This window comes from Flagellatimonas centrodinii, assembly GCF_016918765.2.
Classification (GTDB): Bacteria; Pseudomonadota; Gammaproteobacteria; order Nevskiales; family Nevskiaceae; genus Polycyclovorans; species Polycyclovorans centrodinii.
The window spans coordinates 702,506-715,576 of record NZ_CP092104.1 but is presented as its reverse complement, the minus strand read 5'-3'; the positions used below and the strand labels follow the sequence as shown (position 1 = coordinate 715,576).

Here is a 13,071-nt window from a genome sequence, read left to right as displayed (position 1 = left end):
TTTTCGCATGTCCCGTCGTCGCACGCCTGAAAAGCGCACCATCCTTCCCGACCCGAAGTTCAAGAGCGAACTGCTCACGAAGTTCATGAACATGATCATGGAAGACGGCAAGAAAGCCGTCGCCGAAAAGATCGTGTATGGCGCGCTGGATCAGATTGCCACCAAGAAGAGTTCCGACGAGCCGCTTGAGATTCTCAAGTCGGCTTTCGAAAACGTGGCCCCGGCCGTCGAGGTGAAGTCCCGCCGCGTCGGTGGTGCCACCTACCAGGTGCCGGTCGAAGTGCGCGCCTCGCGCAAGGCAACCCTGGCCATGCGCTGGATCATCGATGCCTCCCGCGCACGCGGCGAGCAGGGGATGACCAGCCGTCTGGCCGGCGAGCTGCTGGATGCCTCCGAGCACCGCGGCGCGGCCGTCAAGAAGCGCGAAGACACGCACAAGATGGCGGAAGCCAACAAGGCGTTCTCGCACTTCCGCTGGTAACACCGATTCACCCGCTGTCCCGTACCCCCTAGCTCCACCACCCAAGAGGATTGTCCTGTGGCCCGCAACACGCCAATTGAGCGCTACCGCAACATCGGTATTTCCGCTCATATCGACGCTGGAAAGACCACAACCACCGAACGCGTCCTGTTCTACACCGGTATCAATCACAAGATCGGTGAAGTGCATGACGGTGCGGCAACCATGGACTGGATGGAGCAGGAGCAGGAGCGGGGTATCACCATCACCTCGGCGGCGACCACCTGCTTCTGGTCGGGGATGGCGCAGCAGTTCGAACAGCACCGCGTCAACATCATCGACACCCCGGGGCACGTCGACTTCACCATTGAAGTCGAGCGTTCCATGCGGGTGCTCGACGGCGCCTGCATGATCTACTGTGCGGTCGGCGGCGTGCAGCCGCAGTCCGAGACGGTGTGGCGCCAGGCCACCAAGTACAAAGTGCCGCGGCTTGCGTTCGTCAACAAGATGGACCGTGCCGGTGCCAACTTCTTCAAGGTGTACGAGCAGATGCGCTCGCGCCTGAAGGCCAACCCGGTGCCGATCCAGATCCCGGTGGGCGCTGAAGATGGCTTCCGCGGCGTGATCGACCTGGTGAAGATGAAGCAGATCCTCTGGAACGAGGAAGATCGCGGCATCACCTTCGATTACGGTGAGATCCCCGCCGAACTGCAGGAACTGGCCAACAAGTGGCGCGAGAACATGGTCGAAGCGGCGGCGGAAGCTGACGAAGACCTGATGAACAAGTACCTCGAAGGCGAGCAGCTGACCGAGGACGAAATCAAGGGCGCCCTGCGCCGCCGCACGATCTCCCTCGAGATCGTGCCGATGATGTGTGGCTCCGCGTTCAAGAACAAGGGCGTTCAGGCCATGCTTGACGCCGTGGTGGAGTATCTGCCGGCGCCGACCGAAGTGCCGGCCATCAAGGGCGAGGATGCGGAGACCGGTGAGCCGGTCGAGCGTCATGCCGATGACAAGGAGCCATTCTCCGCACTCGGCTTCAAGATCATGACCGACCCCTTCGTCGGCCAGTTGACCTTCATTCGCGTCTACTCCGGCGTCCTCAAGTCGGGCGACAGTGTCTACAACTCGCGTACCGGCAAGAACGAACGCATCGGCCGCTTGCTGCAGATGCACGCCAACAACCGGGAAGAGATCAAGGAAGTCAGCGCCGGCGACATCGCCTGCTGCGTCGGCCTCAAGGATGTCTATACCGGCACCACGCTGGCCGATCCGGACAAGCCGGTGATCCTCGAGCGGATGGAATTCCCCGAGCCGGTGATCTCCCAGGCAGTCGAGCCGAAGACCAAGGTCGACCAGGAAAAGATGGGCATCGCCCTCAACAAGCTGGCGCAGGAAGACCCCTCATTCCGGGTGCACACCGACGAAGAGTCCGGTCAGACCATCATTGCCGGTATGGGTGAGCTGCATCTCGAAATTCTGGTCGACCGCATGAAGCGCGAGTTCAAGGTCGAAGCCAACATCGGTGCGCCGCAGGTGGCCTATCGCGAAACCATCCGCGCCATGGTCGAACAGGAAGGCAAGTTTGTTCGCCAGTCCGGCGGCCGCGGGCAGTACGGTCATTGCTGGCTGCGTATCGAACCGCAGGAAGCCGGCAAGGGTTTCGAGTTCGTCAATGCCATCGTTGGCGGCGTGATCCCCAAGGAATACGTTCCGGCCGTCGGCAAGGGTGTCGAAGAGGCCATGAAGACGGGCGTGGTTGCCGGTTATCCGATGGTCGACATCAAGGTGACCTGCTTCGACGGCTCGTACCATGACGTCGACTCCAACGAAATGGCGTTCAAGATCGCCGGCTCGATGGGCTTCAAGGAAGGTGCCGCGAAGGCCAAGCCGGTGCTGCTCGAGCCGATCATGGCGGTCGAGGTGGAAACGCCGGAAGACTACATGGGCGACGTCATGGGCGACCTCAATCGGCGCCGCGGCATCATCCTCGGCATGGACGACAACATGGGCGTGAAGCTGTTGCGCTCGGAAGTGCCGCTGTCTGAAATGTTCGGGTACTCGACCACGCTGCGCTCGATGAGCCAGGGTCGGGCGACCTACAGCATGGAATTCAAGAAGTACCAGGAAGCACCCTCCAACATTGCCGCGGGTCTCGCCAAACAGGCGGCCTGAGGCTCCTCCGTTCTCGCATTCGAATAGACGACATCAGGGAAATCTGCAATGGCAAAGGAAAAGTTTGAGCGTACGAAGCCGCACGTCAACGTTGGGACGATTGGTCACGTTGACCACGGCAAGACGACGACGACGGCTGCGCTGACCAAGGTGAGTGCTGACAAGTACGGCAACACCAAGTACGTGGCGTACGACGAAGTGGCGAAGGCATCGGAATCTCAGGGTCGTCGTGACTCCACGAAGATTCTGACGATCGCGACCTCGCACGTGGAGTATGAAACGGAAGCGCGTCACTACGCGCACGTGGACTGCCCGGGTCACGCGGACTACGTGAAGAACATGATCACCGGTGCTGCGCAGATGGACGGCGCGATTCTGGTGGTGTCGGCGTCTGACGGCCCGATGCCGCAGACCCGTGAGCACGTGCTGCTGGCCAAGCAGGTGAACGTGCCGAAGATCGTGGTGTGGCTGAACAAGTGTGACCTGGTGGACGACGCTGAGCTTCTCGACCTGGTCGAGATGGAAGTGCGCGACCTGCTGGGCAAGTACGGTTTTGACGCTGACAACACCCCGGTGATCCGTGGTTCGGCGATGAAGGCGATTCAGGGCGATGCCGAGTGGATTGGCAAGCTGGAAGAGCTGTACAGCGCGCTGGACACCTGGATTCCCGAGCCGCAGCGCGAGACCGACAAGCCGTTCCTGCTGCCGGTGGAAGACGTGTTCTCCATCTCTGGCCGCGGAACTGTGGCGACCGGCCGTATCGAGCGTGGCGTGGTGAAGGTGGGCGAGGAAGTCGAGATTGTCGGCATTCGCGACACGGCCAAGACCATCGTTACTGGCGTTGAAATGTTCCGCAAGCTGCTGGACCAGGGCCAGGCGGGCGACAACGTGGGTCTTCTGCTTCGCGGTACCAAGAAGGAAGACATTGAGCGTGGTCAGGTGCTGTGCAAGCCCGGTTCGATCAAGCCGCACGCCAAGTTTGAAGGCGAGGTGTACATCCTGACCAAGGAAGAGGGCGGTCGTCACACGCCGTTCTTCAAGGGCTACCGCCCGCAGTTCTACTTCCGCACGACGGACGTCACGGGTGCGGTGGAGATCGAGCAGGAGATGGTGATGCCTGGCGACAACATTCAGATGAAGGTTGAGCTGATCAACCCGATCGCGATGGAAGAAGGCGTTCGCTTCGCCATCCGCGAAGGTGGCCGCACCGTCGGCGCCGGCGTGGTGACGAAGATCGTCGACTGATTTAAAAATAAAGCTTCCCAAGTTCACGGGGCGCGGTTATAATCCGCGCCCCGTTTTGTTCCGCTCTTTAAGACCTGAGTAATCGCATGGCCGCGACCAGCCAATCTATCCGTATCCGGCTTAAGGCCTTCGATCACCGTCTGATTGACAAATCAGCCAAGGAGATCGTCGAGACCGCAAAGCGTACCGGCGCCGTCGTGCGCGGACCCATTCCGCTGCCGACCCGCAAGGAACGCTTCACCATCCTGGTGTCCCCGCACGTCGACAAGGACGCGCGCGACCAATATGAAATCCGGACGCACAAGCGCCTGATGCAGATTGTGGACCCCACCGAAAAGACCGTGGATGCCCTTTCCAAGCTCGACCTTCCGGCGGGCGTGGAAGTGCAGATCCGCGTCAACTGAAGGAGGCCACGGACATGACGATTTCCATCATTGGCCGCAAGGCTGGCATGACCCGGGTCTTCACTGACGCCGGTGAAGCCATTCCCGTTACGGTCATCGAGTGCACGCCGAACCGCGTGACTCAGGTCAAGACCCTCGACACCGACGGCTACAACGCCGTGCAGGTGGCGGTGGGAGAACAGAAGGTGAGCCGCCTGACCAAGGCGGTGGCCGGCCATTACTCCAAGGCCGGCGTTGAAGCAGGCCGTGGTCTCTGGGAAGTTCGCCTCGATGAGAGCGAAATCCAGGGTTACCAGGCCGGTGCCGAGATCAAGGTTGACGCCTTTGCCGAAGTGAAGCGCGTCGATGTGACCGGCACCAGCATCGGTAAGGGGTATGCCGGTGTGGTCAAGCGCTACGGCTTTGGCGGTGGTCGCGCGACGCACGGCAACTCGCTTTCGCACCGGGCTCCGGGTTCGATCGGGCAACGCCAGACGCCGGGCAAGGTGTGGAAGAACAAGAAGATGGCTGGCCAGATGGGGAACAAGCGTGTCACCACGCTCAACCTCGACCTGGTCAAAGTGGACCTCGAACGCAACCTGCTGCTGGTAAAGGGCGCGGTGCCGGGCGCCGAGAACGGAAACGTCATCGTGCGCCCCACGGTGAAGGGCTGATTTCACTGGGGAAAAACGGCAAATGGATATTCAAATGAACACTGCTGCAGGCTCCCTCAGCGTCTCTGACGCGGTCTTCGGGGTCGAATACAACGAAGCGCTGGTCCACCAGATCGTGACTGCCTACATGAACGGCGGTCGCGCTGGGACCAAGGCGCAGAAGTCAAAAGCCATGGTGTCCGGTGGCGGCAAGAAGCCCTGGAAGCAGAAGGGTACTGGCCGCGCACGTGCGGGCTCTATCCGCTCGCCGCTGTGGCGGGGGGGCGGCAAGACCTTTGCTGCCGTGCCGCGCGACTTCTCCCAGAAGGTCAATCGCAAGATGTATCGCGGCGCCCTGCGCTCGATCGTCTCCGAGTTGCTGCGCACCGGCAACCTGATGATCGAAGAACAGTTCGCGGTTGATGCGCCGAAGACCCAAGGTCTTTTGGCCCAGCTTGATCGGGTCGGTTCCCGTGACCTGCTGATCATCACTGGCGAAATGGACCGCAATCTGTACCTCTCCGCACGCAACATTCCGCATGTTGCCGTCTGCGACGTCGAGGGCATCAATCCGGTGGCGCTGCTGCGTCATCAGAAGGTGCTGATGACCAGCGACGCGGTGAAAAAGCTCGAGGCATGGCTGTCATGAACGCAGAACGCATCCATCAAATCATTCTCGCTCCGATGATTTCGGAGAAGGCGACCCGGGTGGCCGAAAAGGCCAACCAGGCCGTTTTCAAGGTTGCCGGCGACGCCGACAAGCTCGAAATCAAGACCGCGGTTGAGCAGCTCTTCAGCGTCAAGGTGACCGGTGTCCGGACCCTCAACGTCAAGGGCAAGAACAAGCGCTTCGGTCAGCGCATCGGCCGCCGTTCCGACTGGAAGAAGGCGTACGTGTCGCTGGCGGAAGGCCAGGAAATCGACTTCGTCGGCAACGCGAACTAAAGGACGACACAGTCATGGCATTGATCCAGATGAAGCCCACGTCGCCCGGACAGCGTCACGTTGTCCGCGTGGTGACGCCGGGCCTGCACAAGGGTGCGCCGTACGCGCCCCTACTCGAAAAGAAGAGCCATTCCGGCGGCCGCAACAACAACGGCCACATGACCACGCGCCACAAGGGCGGCGGTCACAAGCAGCACTACCGGATGGTCGACTTCAAGCGCGCCAAGGACGGTATTCCCGCCAAGGTCGAACGCATCGAATATGACCCCAACCGTTCGGCTCACATCGCCCTGCTGCTGTTCGCAGACGGCGAGCGCCGCTACATCATCGCACCGCGGGGCGTGGCCGCTGGCGACGTGCTGCAGAATGGTGCCGAAGCGCCGATCAAGGCCGGCAACTGCCTGCCGATTCGCAACATCCCGGTCGGTTCGACGATCCATTGCATCGAGATGCGTCCCGGCAAGGGCGCGCAGATCGCCCGCTCCGCCGGCGCTGCGGTGCAGCTGGTCGCTCGCGAAGGTCAGTACGCCACCGTGCGTCTGCGCTCCGGCGAGATGCGCAAGGTATTGACCGAATGCCGCGCGACCATTGGTGAAGTCAGCAATGCCGACCACAACCTGCGCCAGTACGGCAAGGCCGGCGCCAAGCGCTGGAAGGGCATTCGCCCGACCGTCCGCGGCGTGGTGATGAACCCGGTCGACCACCCGCACGGCGGTGGTGAAGGTCGCTCCGGGCAGGGTAACCCGCATCCCGTGACGCCTTGGGGTCAGCAGACCAAGGGCCTCAAGACCCGCAACAACAAGCGCACGCAGCAGTTCATCGTGCGTAGCCGTCACAAGAAGAAGTAAGGACCAGGCCATGCCGCGTTCAATCAAGAAAGGGCCGTTTGTCGATCATCACCTTGCGAAGAAGGTGGAAGAGTTGGCGAATGCCCGTGTGAAGAAGCCGATCAAGACCTGGTCGCGTCGTTCGATGGTGACTCCTGACATGGTCGGTCTGACCATGCAGGTGCACAACGGGCGGCAGCACATGCCGGTCTTCATCACCGACAACATGATCAGCCACAAGCTGGGCGAGTTTGCGCCGACCCGTACGTTCAAGGGTCACGCGGACAAGGCCACCAAGAAGTAAAGGCCCGGACAGATGAATACTCAGGCCGTACTCAAGTTTGTCCGTATGTCGCCGCAGAAAGCGCGACTGGTTGCCGACATGGTTCGGGGCAAGAAGGTGGACGACGCCATCAACACGCTGAAGTTTTCGAATCAGCGTGCTGCCAGCGTCATCCGCAAGGTGCTCGAATCGGCGATCGCCAATGCCGAAAACAATTTCGGTGCCGATGTTGACGAGTTGAAGGTTCGTGAAATCTTCGTCGACAAAGGCCCGGTGATGAAGCGCATCATGCCGCGCGCCAAGGGCCGTGCCGATCGCATCACCAAGCCGACCAGCCATATCACCATTCGCGTGAGCGACGAGTAAGGAACCAGGCAAATGGGTCATAAAGTCAATCCAACCGGTTTCCGTCTCGGCATTTCCACTCAGTGGACGTCGAACTGGTATGCCGAAAAGGCCACCTACGGCGAAAACCTGAACAAGGACATCGCCGTGCGCAGCTTCCTCACCAAGAAGCTGGCGCAGGCCAACGTGTCCAAGATTCAGATCGAACGTCCTGCCAAGTCGGCTCGCATCATCATCCATACGGCGCGTCCGGGGATCGTGATCGGCAAGAAGGGTGAGGACATCGAGAAGCTGAAGGTTGAAGTCGCCGCGCTGCTGCAGTTGAAGCCGGAAGTGGTGCACATCACCGTCGAGGAGATCCGCAAGCCGGAGCTCGACGCCAAGCTGGTCGCCGACAGCATTGCGCAGCAGCTGGAGCGCCGCATCATGTTCCGTCGCGCCATGAAGCGTGCGGTGCAGAACGCCATGCGTCAGGGTGCCGGTGGCATCAAGATCCAGGTCGGCGGCCGCCTCAACGGCGCTGAAATTGCGCGGACCGAGTGGTACCGCGAAGGTCGTGTGCCGCTTCACACCCTGCGTGCCTTCGTTGACTACGGCACCTCTGAAGCCCGCACCACCTACGGCATCATCGGCATCAAGGTGTGGGTGTTCAACGGCGAGGTGTTCGACAACAGCCGTGGTACCCGCAAAGAAGAAGCCGCTGAGGCCGTCACGGCCTAAGCCCAGGAGTCGTCATCATGATGCAACCGAAGCGGACCAAGTTCCGCAAGCAGATGAAGGGCCACAACCGGGGCCTGACCTTCAACGGCAACAAGGTGAGCTTTGGCGATTTCGGCCTCAAGTCCACCGAGCACGGCCGGATCACCGCGCGCCAGATCGAATCTGCCCGCCGGGTGATCACCCGCTACGTGAAGCGCGGCGGCAAGCTGTGGATCCGGATCTTCCCGGATGTGCCCGTTACCAAGAAGCCGCTGGAAGTGCGCATGGGCTCGGGCAAGGGCAACGTCGAATACTGGGTTGCCAAGGTGCAGCCCGGCAAGATGCTCTATGAAATGGAAGGCGTCACCGAAGCTGAGGCGCGTGAGGCGTTCCGTCTCGCAGCTGCCAAGCTGTCGGTGAAGACCACCTTCGTCAACCGGACGATCCTGTAATGAAAGCGGCCGAATACGTAAAAGACCTCCGCGGCAAGAGTTCGCAGGAGCTGACCGATGAGCTGATCGCCTTGCGCAAGGAGCAGTTCAACCTGCGCATGCAGTCGGCCACCGGTCAGATGAACAAGTCGCACCTCGTGGGTGAAGTGCGCAAGAAGATTGCCCGTGTGAAGACGGTGATGCAGAGCCAGGTGAAGGCGTCATGAGCGAACAGCAGAGTGCAACCATCGCGGCCGACCGCCGCATCGTCGGCAAGGTCACCAGCGCCAAACCGAACAAGACCATCACCGTGTTGGTTGAGCGCAGCGAGCGTCATCCGCTGTACGGCAAGTTCATCCGCCGTTCGACCAAGCTTCACGCGCACGATGAGAACAACGAGTGCGGTGAAGGTGACCTGGTCGCCATCATCGAGACCCGCCCGCTGTCGCGCCTCAAGCGCTTCAAGCTGGTGGAAGTGATTACCAAGGCCGGGGTGGTGTCATGATTCAACAGGAATCCTTCCTGCAGGCTGCCGACAACAGCGGCGCCAAGCTGGTTCAGGTGATTCAGGTGAAGGGCAGCACCCGCCGCCGTTACGCCGGTGTCGGCGACCTGGTCAAGGTCACCGTCAAGGACGCCATTCCCCGCGGCAAGGTGAAGAAGGGCGAAGTGCACGACGCCGTTGTGGTCCGCACCCGCCATGCCATCCGCCGCCCGGACGGCTCCGCCATCCGTTTTGACAGCAACGCCGCCGTGCTGCTTTCCAGCAAGGGCGAGCCGCTGGGCACCCGTATCTTCGGGCCGGTCACGCGTGAATTGCGTGAGCGTTTCATGAAGATCGTGTCGCTCGCGCCGGAAGTGATGTGAGGTTGATGCAGCCATGAACAAGATCAAGAAGGGCGACGAAGTCGTCGTCATCGCCGGCAAGGACAAGGGACGTCGCGGCCAGGTTGAGCAGGTGTTTGCCAACGGCAAGCTGCTGGTCGACGGCATCAATGTCGCCAAGAAGCACCAGCGTCCCAACCCGCAGGCGGGCGTGGCCGGTGGTGTGGTCGAGAAGACCCTGCCGATCGACCGCTCCAACGTGATGGTCTGGAACCCGAAAGCCGAGAAGGGTGATCGCGTGTCGATCGTCACCGAAGGCGAGGGTGCCGATCAGCGCAAGGTGCGCGTGTTCAAGTCCACCAAGACCCCCGTGGACGCTTAACGGAACCGAAGATGTCAAACCTGCAAACCTATTATTTCGACCAGGTCGTGCCGAAGCTCCGCAAGGATCTCGGTCTCGGTGCGATGGAAGTGCCGCGCGTCAGCAAGGTCACCCTCAACATGGGTGTCGGTGAAGCCACGATGGATCGCAAGGTCATCGAGCACGCTGTCTCCGACATGACTGCCATCGCCGGGCAGAAGCCCGTGATCACCAAGTCGCGCCTGGCCGTGGCCGGATTCAAGATCCGCGAGAACTACCCGGTCGGCGTGATGGTGACGCTGCGTCGGGAACGTATGTATGAGTTCCTCGAACGCCTGATCACCGTCGCACTGCCGCGCGTGCGCGACTTCCGCGGCGTCAAGGTCAGCGGCTTCGATGGCCGTGGCAATTTCAACTTCGGGGTGACCGAGCAGATCATCTTCCCCGAGATCGATTACGACAAGGTTGATGCGACCCGCGGCATGAACATCTCCATCACCACGACGGCGAAGGACGACGCACAGGGCCAGGCCCTGCTCGAAGCGTTCGGCTTCCCGTTCCGCAAGTAACAAGCGAGCAAAGCACATGGCCAAGACGAACATGATCGAGCGCGAAAAGAAGCGCGCCAAGCTGGTCGCCAAGCTGGGCAAGAAGCGTGAGGAACTGCGCGTGTTGATCGCCAACCCCGAGACGTCGATGGAAGATCGTCTGGCGGCCGTGGTGCGTCTGCAGAAGATGCCGCGTGACGCCAGTTACACCCGTCAGCGCAATCGCTGCAAGCTCACCGGCCGCTCGCGCGGCGTGTACGCCAAGTTCGGACTCGGTCGCCACAAGCTGCGTGAAGCAGCGATGCGCGGCGAAGTACCGGGCCTGAAGAAGGCGAGCTGGTAAGAGGCCCTAAATATGAGCATGCATGATCCCATCGCTGACTTCCTGACCCGCATCCGCAACGGCCAGATGGCCCGCCAGAAGCAGATCGTCTCCCCGTCCTCCAAGGTCAAGGAAGCGATTGCCAAGGTTCTCAAGGACGAGGGCTACATCGCCGAGTACAACATCGTCTCGGTCGAGGGCAACAAGAAAGTCATTACCGTTGCACTCAAGTATTTCGAGGGCAAGCCGGTCATCGAGCGTCTGCAGCGCGTGAGTCGCCCTGCATTGCGCATTTACAAAAACAAGGACGAGCTGCCGAAGGTGCTGGGTGGTCTCGGTGTCGCCATCATTTCCACGCCGTCAGGTGTGGTCAGTGATCGCGCGGCACGTGCCGCCGGGCACGGCGGCGAAGTGCTCTGCATCGTCGCCTAAGCCGGAAGAAGAATCATGTCACGAGTCGCAAAGAATCCGCTGAAACTGCCGGCAGGCGTGCAGATCACCGCTGACGGCGGTGTGGTCACCGTGAAGGGTGCCCAGGCGTCGCTGAGTCTGCCGTTGCCCAAGGGCGTGGCCCTTGAGATCAAGGACGGCGAGCTGACCATGAGCCCCGATTCGATCGTCCGGGAGCCGGCCAAGACCGGTACCGTGCGCGCCATTATCGGCAACATGGTGGTCGGCGTGACGACCGGCTACGAGCGCAAGCTGCAGCTCGTGGGCGTCGGTTATCGCGCCCAGACGCAGGGCAAGGTGGTCAACCTGTCGCTTGGCTTTTCGCATCCGATCGCCTACCCGATTCCGGAAGGCATCACGGTGGAGACGCCGTCGCAGACTGAAGTTGTCGTGAAGGGTGCAGACAAGCACATGGTCGGCCAGGTGGCCGCCGATATTCGTGGGTTCCGTCCCCCCGAGCCCTACAAGGGCAAGGGCGTGCGTTACCTGAATGAAAAAGTTGTGATGAAGGAAGCCAAGAAGAAATAAGGCGGCGCTCGCGCCTGGCGCGACACCTGCTCGATCTTCCTGCTTCCAGAACCCGCCGTACGAGACCAACCCGAGAGACCTTGGTCATGAAAGACAAGAAAACCACCCGCATCCGCCGCGCGCGGCGTACCCGGTCGCATATCCGCGAACTGGGCGTGCATCGTCTGTGCGTGCATCGCACCCCGCGTCACATCTATGCGCAGGTGATTGCCCCGGATGCCGGGACCACCGTGGCATCCGCCTCCACCGTCGAGAAAATCGATCTGGAGAACGGCACTGGCAACGTCGATGCCGCCAAGCGGGTCGGCGCGCTGATTGCCGAGCGTGCCAAGGCTGCCGGCGTCACGCAGGTCGCATTCGACCGGTCTGGTTTCAAGTATCACGGTCGAATCCGTGCGCTGGCCGATGCCGCGCGCGAAGCCGGCCTGGAGTTCTAAGTTATGGCGAACAACATGCACTACGACGATTCACAGTCGGGTAATGACCTGAAAGAGAAGCTGGTCACCGTCAATCGCGTGTCAAAGACGGTCAAGGGCGGCAAGCAATTCGCCTTCACCGCGCTGACCGTGGTCGGTGACGGTGCCGGCCGTGTCGGCTTCGGCTACGGCAAGGCGCGTGAAGTGCCGGCCGCCATCGCCAAGGCGATGGACCAGGCCAAGAAGAACATGATTACGGTTGCGCTTCGGGGTGGTACCGTGCAGCACGAAATCTGGGGTGAGCATGGCGCCAGCCGCGTGTTTCTGCGCCCGGCCTCTGATGGTACCGGCGTGATTGCCGGGGGTGCGATGCGCGCCGTGTTCGAAGTGGCCGGGGTGCACAACATCCTGTCCAAGTCGTTCGGCTCACGGAACCCGATCAACACGGTGCGTGCGACCATCGACGCGCTCAAGAAAATGAATATGCCGTCCGAGATTGCCGCCAAACGCGGCAAGACGGTCGAAGAGATCCTGGGGGCCTGACATGTCTGGCAGCAAACAGATCAAGTTGACGCTGCAGAAGAGCCTGGCCAAGCGCCTGCCCCGCCACGTGGCCTGTGCCCACGGCCTGGGTCTGCGCAACCGCCATCAGACCGTCACCGTCGCCGCCACGCCCGAGAACATGGGCATGGTGAACAAGGTGGCCTACCTCCTCAAAGTGGAAGAGGTTTGAGATGAAACTGAATACCATCAAACCCGCTGCCGGCGCCAAGAAGGCCCGGACGCGCGTCGGCCGGGGCATCGGGTCCGGGCTCGGCAAGACTGCGGGTCGCGGTCACAAGGGTCAACACGCGCGCAAGGGTGGCTACCACAAGGTCGGCTTCGAAGGCGGCCAGATGCCCATCCAGCGGCGCTTGCCAAAGCGCGGCTTCACTTCGCAGCAGGCGCTGACCCGCGCCGAGTTGACCTTGTCGAAGCTCGAGAAGATGAAGGCGACCGAAATCGATCTCGCCACCCTCATCGCTGAAGGTGTGGTCCGTCGCGATACGCTGACCGCCAAGGTCGTGAAGTCCGGCTCGATCACCCGTGCCATTACCCTCAAAGGGGTGCTGGTGACCAAGGGCGCACGTGAAGCGATTACTGCCGCTGGCGGCAGCATCGCCGAGTAACCCGCA

At 61.4% G+C, this 13,071-nt stretch carries 24 protein-coding genes; all 24 read left to right on the top strand.

Translation table 11 applies throughout. The annotated features are described in order from the left end of the window. Positions 1 to 7: 7 nt before the first annotated feature. The 24 genes from rpsG (at position 8) to rplO (ending at position 13,065) form a co-directional block, all read left to right on the top strand. Positions 8 to 481 (top strand): 30S ribosomal protein S7, encoded by a 474-nt coding sequence (gene rpsG, locus JN531_RS03430; protein ID WP_228347458.1) that lies wholly within the window; start codon positions 8 to 10, stop codon positions 479 to 481. Between the two features lie 57 nt (positions 482 to 538). Beyond that, positions 539 to 2,635 carry an elongation factor G gene (gene fusA, locus JN531_RS03425; protein WP_228347457.1) on the top strand — a complete coding sequence of 699 codons (2,097 nt, stop codon included), beginning with the start codon at positions 539 to 541 and terminating at the stop codon, positions 2,633 to 2,635. A 48-nt stretch (positions 2,636 to 2,683) separates the two neighbouring features. Beyond that, entirely contained in the window at positions 2,684 to 3,880 is a 1,197-nt protein-coding gene (tuf, locus tag JN531_RS03420; protein ID WP_228347456.1) for an elongation factor Tu, read from the top strand. Positions 3,881 to 3,966: 86 nt separating this feature from the next. Continuing rightward, positions 3,967 to 4,284, top strand: coding sequence for a 30S ribosomal protein S10 (rpsJ, locus tag JN531_RS03415; RefSeq protein ID WP_228347455.1), 318 nt, complete (start codon positions 3,967 to 3,969; stop codon positions 4,282 to 4,284). A gap of 14 nt (positions 4,285 to 4,298) precedes the next feature. Further along, positions 4,299 to 4,937: a 50S ribosomal protein L3 gene (gene rplC, locus JN531_RS03410; RefSeq protein ID WP_228347454.1), complete on the top strand. Its 639-nt coding sequence runs from the start codon at positions 4,299 to 4,301 to the stop codon at positions 4,935 to 4,937. 22 nt (positions 4,938 to 4,959) lie between these two features. Beyond that, a complete protein-coding gene (gene rplD, locus JN531_RS03405) occupies positions 4,960 to 5,565 on the top strand; it encodes a 50S ribosomal protein L4 (RefSeq protein WP_228347453.1) in 606 nt (201 codons plus the stop codon). After that, on the top strand, positions 5,562 to 5,861 hold the full coding sequence (gene rplW / locus JN531_RS03400; protein WP_228347452.1) for a 50S ribosomal protein L23: 300 nt from the start codon (positions 5,562 to 5,564) through the stop codon (positions 5,859 to 5,861). The genes rplD and rplW overlap by 4 nt, the downstream gene beginning before the upstream one ends. A gap of 14 nt (positions 5,862 to 5,875) precedes the next feature. Further along, a complete protein-coding gene (gene rplB / locus JN531_RS03395; RefSeq protein ID WP_228347451.1) occupies positions 5,876 to 6,709 on the top strand; it encodes a 50S ribosomal protein L2 in 834 nt (277 codons plus the stop codon). Between the two features lie 10 nt (positions 6,710 to 6,719). Next, entirely contained in the window at positions 6,720 to 6,992 is a 273-nt protein-coding gene (gene rpsS, locus JN531_RS03390; protein WP_228347450.1) for a 30S ribosomal protein S19, read from the top strand. Between the two features lie 12 nt (positions 6,993 to 7,004). Continuing rightward, positions 7,005 to 7,337, top strand: coding sequence for a 50S ribosomal protein L22 (gene rplV / locus JN531_RS03385; protein WP_228347449.1), 333 nt, complete (start codon positions 7,005 to 7,007; stop codon positions 7,335 to 7,337). Positions 7,338 to 7,349: 12 nt separating this feature from the next. Then, a complete protein-coding gene (rpsC, locus tag JN531_RS03380) occupies positions 7,350 to 8,036 on the top strand; it encodes a 30S ribosomal protein S3 (protein ID WP_228347448.1) in 687 nt (228 codons plus the stop codon). 17 nt (positions 8,037 to 8,053) lie between these two features. Next, positions 8,054 to 8,467: a 50S ribosomal protein L16 gene (gene rplP, locus JN531_RS03375; protein ID WP_228347447.1), complete on the top strand. Its 414-nt coding sequence runs from the start codon at positions 8,054 to 8,056 to the stop codon at positions 8,465 to 8,467. Next, entirely contained in the window at positions 8,467 to 8,673 is a 207-nt protein-coding gene (gene rpmC / locus JN531_RS03370) for a 50S ribosomal protein L29 (RefSeq protein WP_228347446.1), read from the top strand. The genes rplP and rpmC overlap by 1 nt, the downstream gene beginning before the upstream one ends. Further along, positions 8,670 to 8,951, top strand: coding sequence for a 30S ribosomal protein S17 (rpsQ, locus tag JN531_RS03365; protein ID WP_228347445.1), 282 nt, complete (start codon positions 8,670 to 8,672; stop codon positions 8,949 to 8,951). The genes rpmC and rpsQ overlap by 4 nt, the downstream gene beginning before the upstream one ends. Beyond that, positions 8,948 to 9,313 (top strand): 50S ribosomal protein L14, encoded by a 366-nt coding sequence (rplN, locus tag JN531_RS03360; protein WP_228347444.1) that lies wholly within the window; start codon positions 8,948 to 8,950, stop codon positions 9,311 to 9,313. The genes rpsQ and rplN overlap by 4 nt, the downstream gene beginning before the upstream one ends. A gap of 13 nt (positions 9,314 to 9,326) precedes the next feature. Continuing rightward, positions 9,327 to 9,653 carry a 50S ribosomal protein L24 gene (gene rplX / locus JN531_RS03355; RefSeq protein ID WP_228347443.1) on the top strand — a complete coding sequence of 109 codons (327 nt, stop codon included), beginning with the start codon at positions 9,327 to 9,329 and terminating at the stop codon, positions 9,651 to 9,653. An 11-nt stretch (positions 9,654 to 9,664) separates the two neighbouring features. Further along, positions 9,665 to 10,201 carry a 50S ribosomal protein L5 gene (gene rplE / locus JN531_RS03350; protein WP_228347442.1) on the top strand — a complete coding sequence of 179 codons (537 nt, stop codon included), beginning with the start codon at positions 9,665 to 9,667 and terminating at the stop codon, positions 10,199 to 10,201. 16 nt (positions 10,202 to 10,217) lie between these two features. Continuing rightward, entirely contained in the window at positions 10,218 to 10,523 is a 306-nt protein-coding gene (rpsN, locus tag JN531_RS03345; protein WP_228347441.1) for a 30S ribosomal protein S14, read from the top strand. A gap of 12 nt (positions 10,524 to 10,535) precedes the next feature. Then, positions 10,536 to 10,934, top strand: a complete 399-nt coding sequence (gene rpsH / locus JN531_RS03340) for a 30S ribosomal protein S8 (protein ID WP_228347440.1) — start codon at positions 10,536 to 10,538, stop codon at positions 10,932 to 10,934. 15 nt (positions 10,935 to 10,949) lie between these two features. Continuing rightward, entirely contained in the window at positions 10,950 to 11,480 is a 531-nt protein-coding gene (gene rplF, locus JN531_RS03335) for a 50S ribosomal protein L6 (protein ID WP_228347439.1), read from the top strand. Positions 11,481 to 11,566: 86 nt separating this feature from the next. Next, positions 11,567 to 11,917, top strand: coding sequence for a 50S ribosomal protein L18 (gene rplR / locus JN531_RS03330; RefSeq protein WP_228347438.1), 351 nt, complete (start codon positions 11,567 to 11,569; stop codon positions 11,915 to 11,917). Between the two features lie 15 nt (positions 11,918 to 11,932). Continuing rightward, the gene (gene rpsE, locus JN531_RS03325) at positions 11,933 to 12,439 is read left to right on the top strand and encodes a 30S ribosomal protein S5 (protein WP_228349968.1); all 507 of its coding nucleotides are present in this window, start codon (positions 11,933 to 11,935) and stop codon (positions 12,437 to 12,439) included. A 1-nt stretch (position 12,440) separates the two neighbouring features. Continuing rightward, a complete protein-coding gene (rpmD, locus tag JN531_RS03320; RefSeq protein WP_228347437.1) occupies positions 12,441 to 12,629 on the top strand; it encodes a 50S ribosomal protein L30 in 189 nt (62 codons plus the stop codon). Between the two features lies 1 nt (position 12,630). After that, a complete protein-coding gene (rplO, locus tag JN531_RS03315) occupies positions 12,631 to 13,065 on the top strand; it encodes a 50S ribosomal protein L15 (protein WP_228347436.1) in 435 nt (144 codons plus the stop codon). Positions 13,066 to 13,071: the final 6 nt, after the last annotated feature.

Coding starts and splice junctions, on each gene's coding strand:
- rplV (WP_228347449.1), top strand. CDS start 7,005: ATGAATACTCAGGCCGTACTCAAGTTTGTCCGTATGTCGCCGCAGAAA.
- rplC (WP_228347454.1), top strand. CDS start 4,299: ATGACGATTTCCATCATTGGCCGCAAGGCTGGCATGACCCGGGTCTTC.
- rplE (WP_228347442.1), top strand. CDS start 9,665: ATGTCAAACCTGCAAACCTATTATTTCGACCAGGTCGTGCCGAAGCTC.
- rplN (WP_228347444.1), top strand. CDS start 8,948: ATGATTCAACAGGAATCCTTCCTGCAGGCTGCCGACAACAGCGGCGCC.
- rpsH (WP_228347440.1), top strand. CDS start 10,536: ATGAGCATGCATGATCCCATCGCTGACTTCCTGACCCGCATCCGCAAC.
- rplW (WP_228347452.1), top strand. CDS start 5,562: ATGAACGCAGAACGCATCCATCAAATCATTCTCGCTCCGATGATTTCG.
- rpsS (WP_228347450.1), top strand. CDS start 6,720: ATGCCGCGTTCAATCAAGAAAGGGCCGTTTGTCGATCATCACCTTGCG.
- rplO (WP_228347436.1), top strand. CDS start 12,631: ATGAAACTGAATACCATCAAACCCGCTGCCGGCGCCAAGAAGGCCCGG.
- rpmC (WP_228347446.1), top strand. CDS start 8,467: ATGAAAGCGGCCGAATACGTAAAAGACCTCCGCGGCAAGAGTTCGCAG.
- rpmD (WP_228347437.1), top strand. CDS start 12,441: ATGTCTGGCAGCAAACAGATCAAGTTGACGCTGCAGAAGAGCCTGGCC.
- rpsE (WP_228349968.1), top strand. CDS start 11,933: ATGCACTACGACGATTCACAGTCGGGTAATGACCTGAAAGAGAAGCTG.
- rplD (WP_228347453.1), top strand. CDS start 4,960: ATGGATATTCAAATGAACACTGCTGCAGGCTCCCTCAGCGTCTCTGAC.
- rplB (WP_228347451.1), top strand. CDS start 5,876: ATGGCATTGATCCAGATGAAGCCCACGTCGCCCGGACAGCGTCACGTT.
- rpsN (WP_228347441.1), top strand. CDS start 10,218: ATGGCCAAGACGAACATGATCGAGCGCGAAAAGAAGCGCGCCAAGCTG.
- rplR (WP_228347438.1), top strand. CDS start 11,567: ATGAAAGACAAGAAAACCACCCGCATCCGCCGCGCGCGGCGTACCCGG.
- rpsJ (WP_228347455.1), top strand. CDS start 3,967: ATGGCCGCGACCAGCCAATCTATCCGTATCCGGCTTAAGGCCTTCGAT.
- rplX (WP_228347443.1), top strand. CDS start 9,327: ATGAACAAGATCAAGAAGGGCGACGAAGTCGTCGTCATCGCCGGCAAG.
- rplP (WP_228347447.1), top strand. CDS start 8,054: ATGATGCAACCGAAGCGGACCAAGTTCCGCAAGCAGATGAAGGGCCAC.
- rpsC (WP_228347448.1), top strand. CDS start 7,350: ATGGGTCATAAAGTCAATCCAACCGGTTTCCGTCTCGGCATTTCCACT.
- rpsQ (WP_228347445.1), top strand. CDS start 8,670: ATGAGCGAACAGCAGAGTGCAACCATCGCGGCCGACCGCCGCATCGTC.
- rpsG (WP_228347458.1), top strand. CDS start 8: ATGTCCCGTCGTCGCACGCCTGAAAAGCGCACCATCCTTCCCGACCCG.
- rplF (WP_228347439.1), top strand. CDS start 10,950: ATGTCACGAGTCGCAAAGAATCCGCTGAAACTGCCGGCAGGCGTGCAG.
- tuf (WP_228347456.1), top strand. CDS start 2,684: ATGGCAAAGGAAAAGTTTGAGCGTACGAAGCCGCACGTCAACGTTGGG.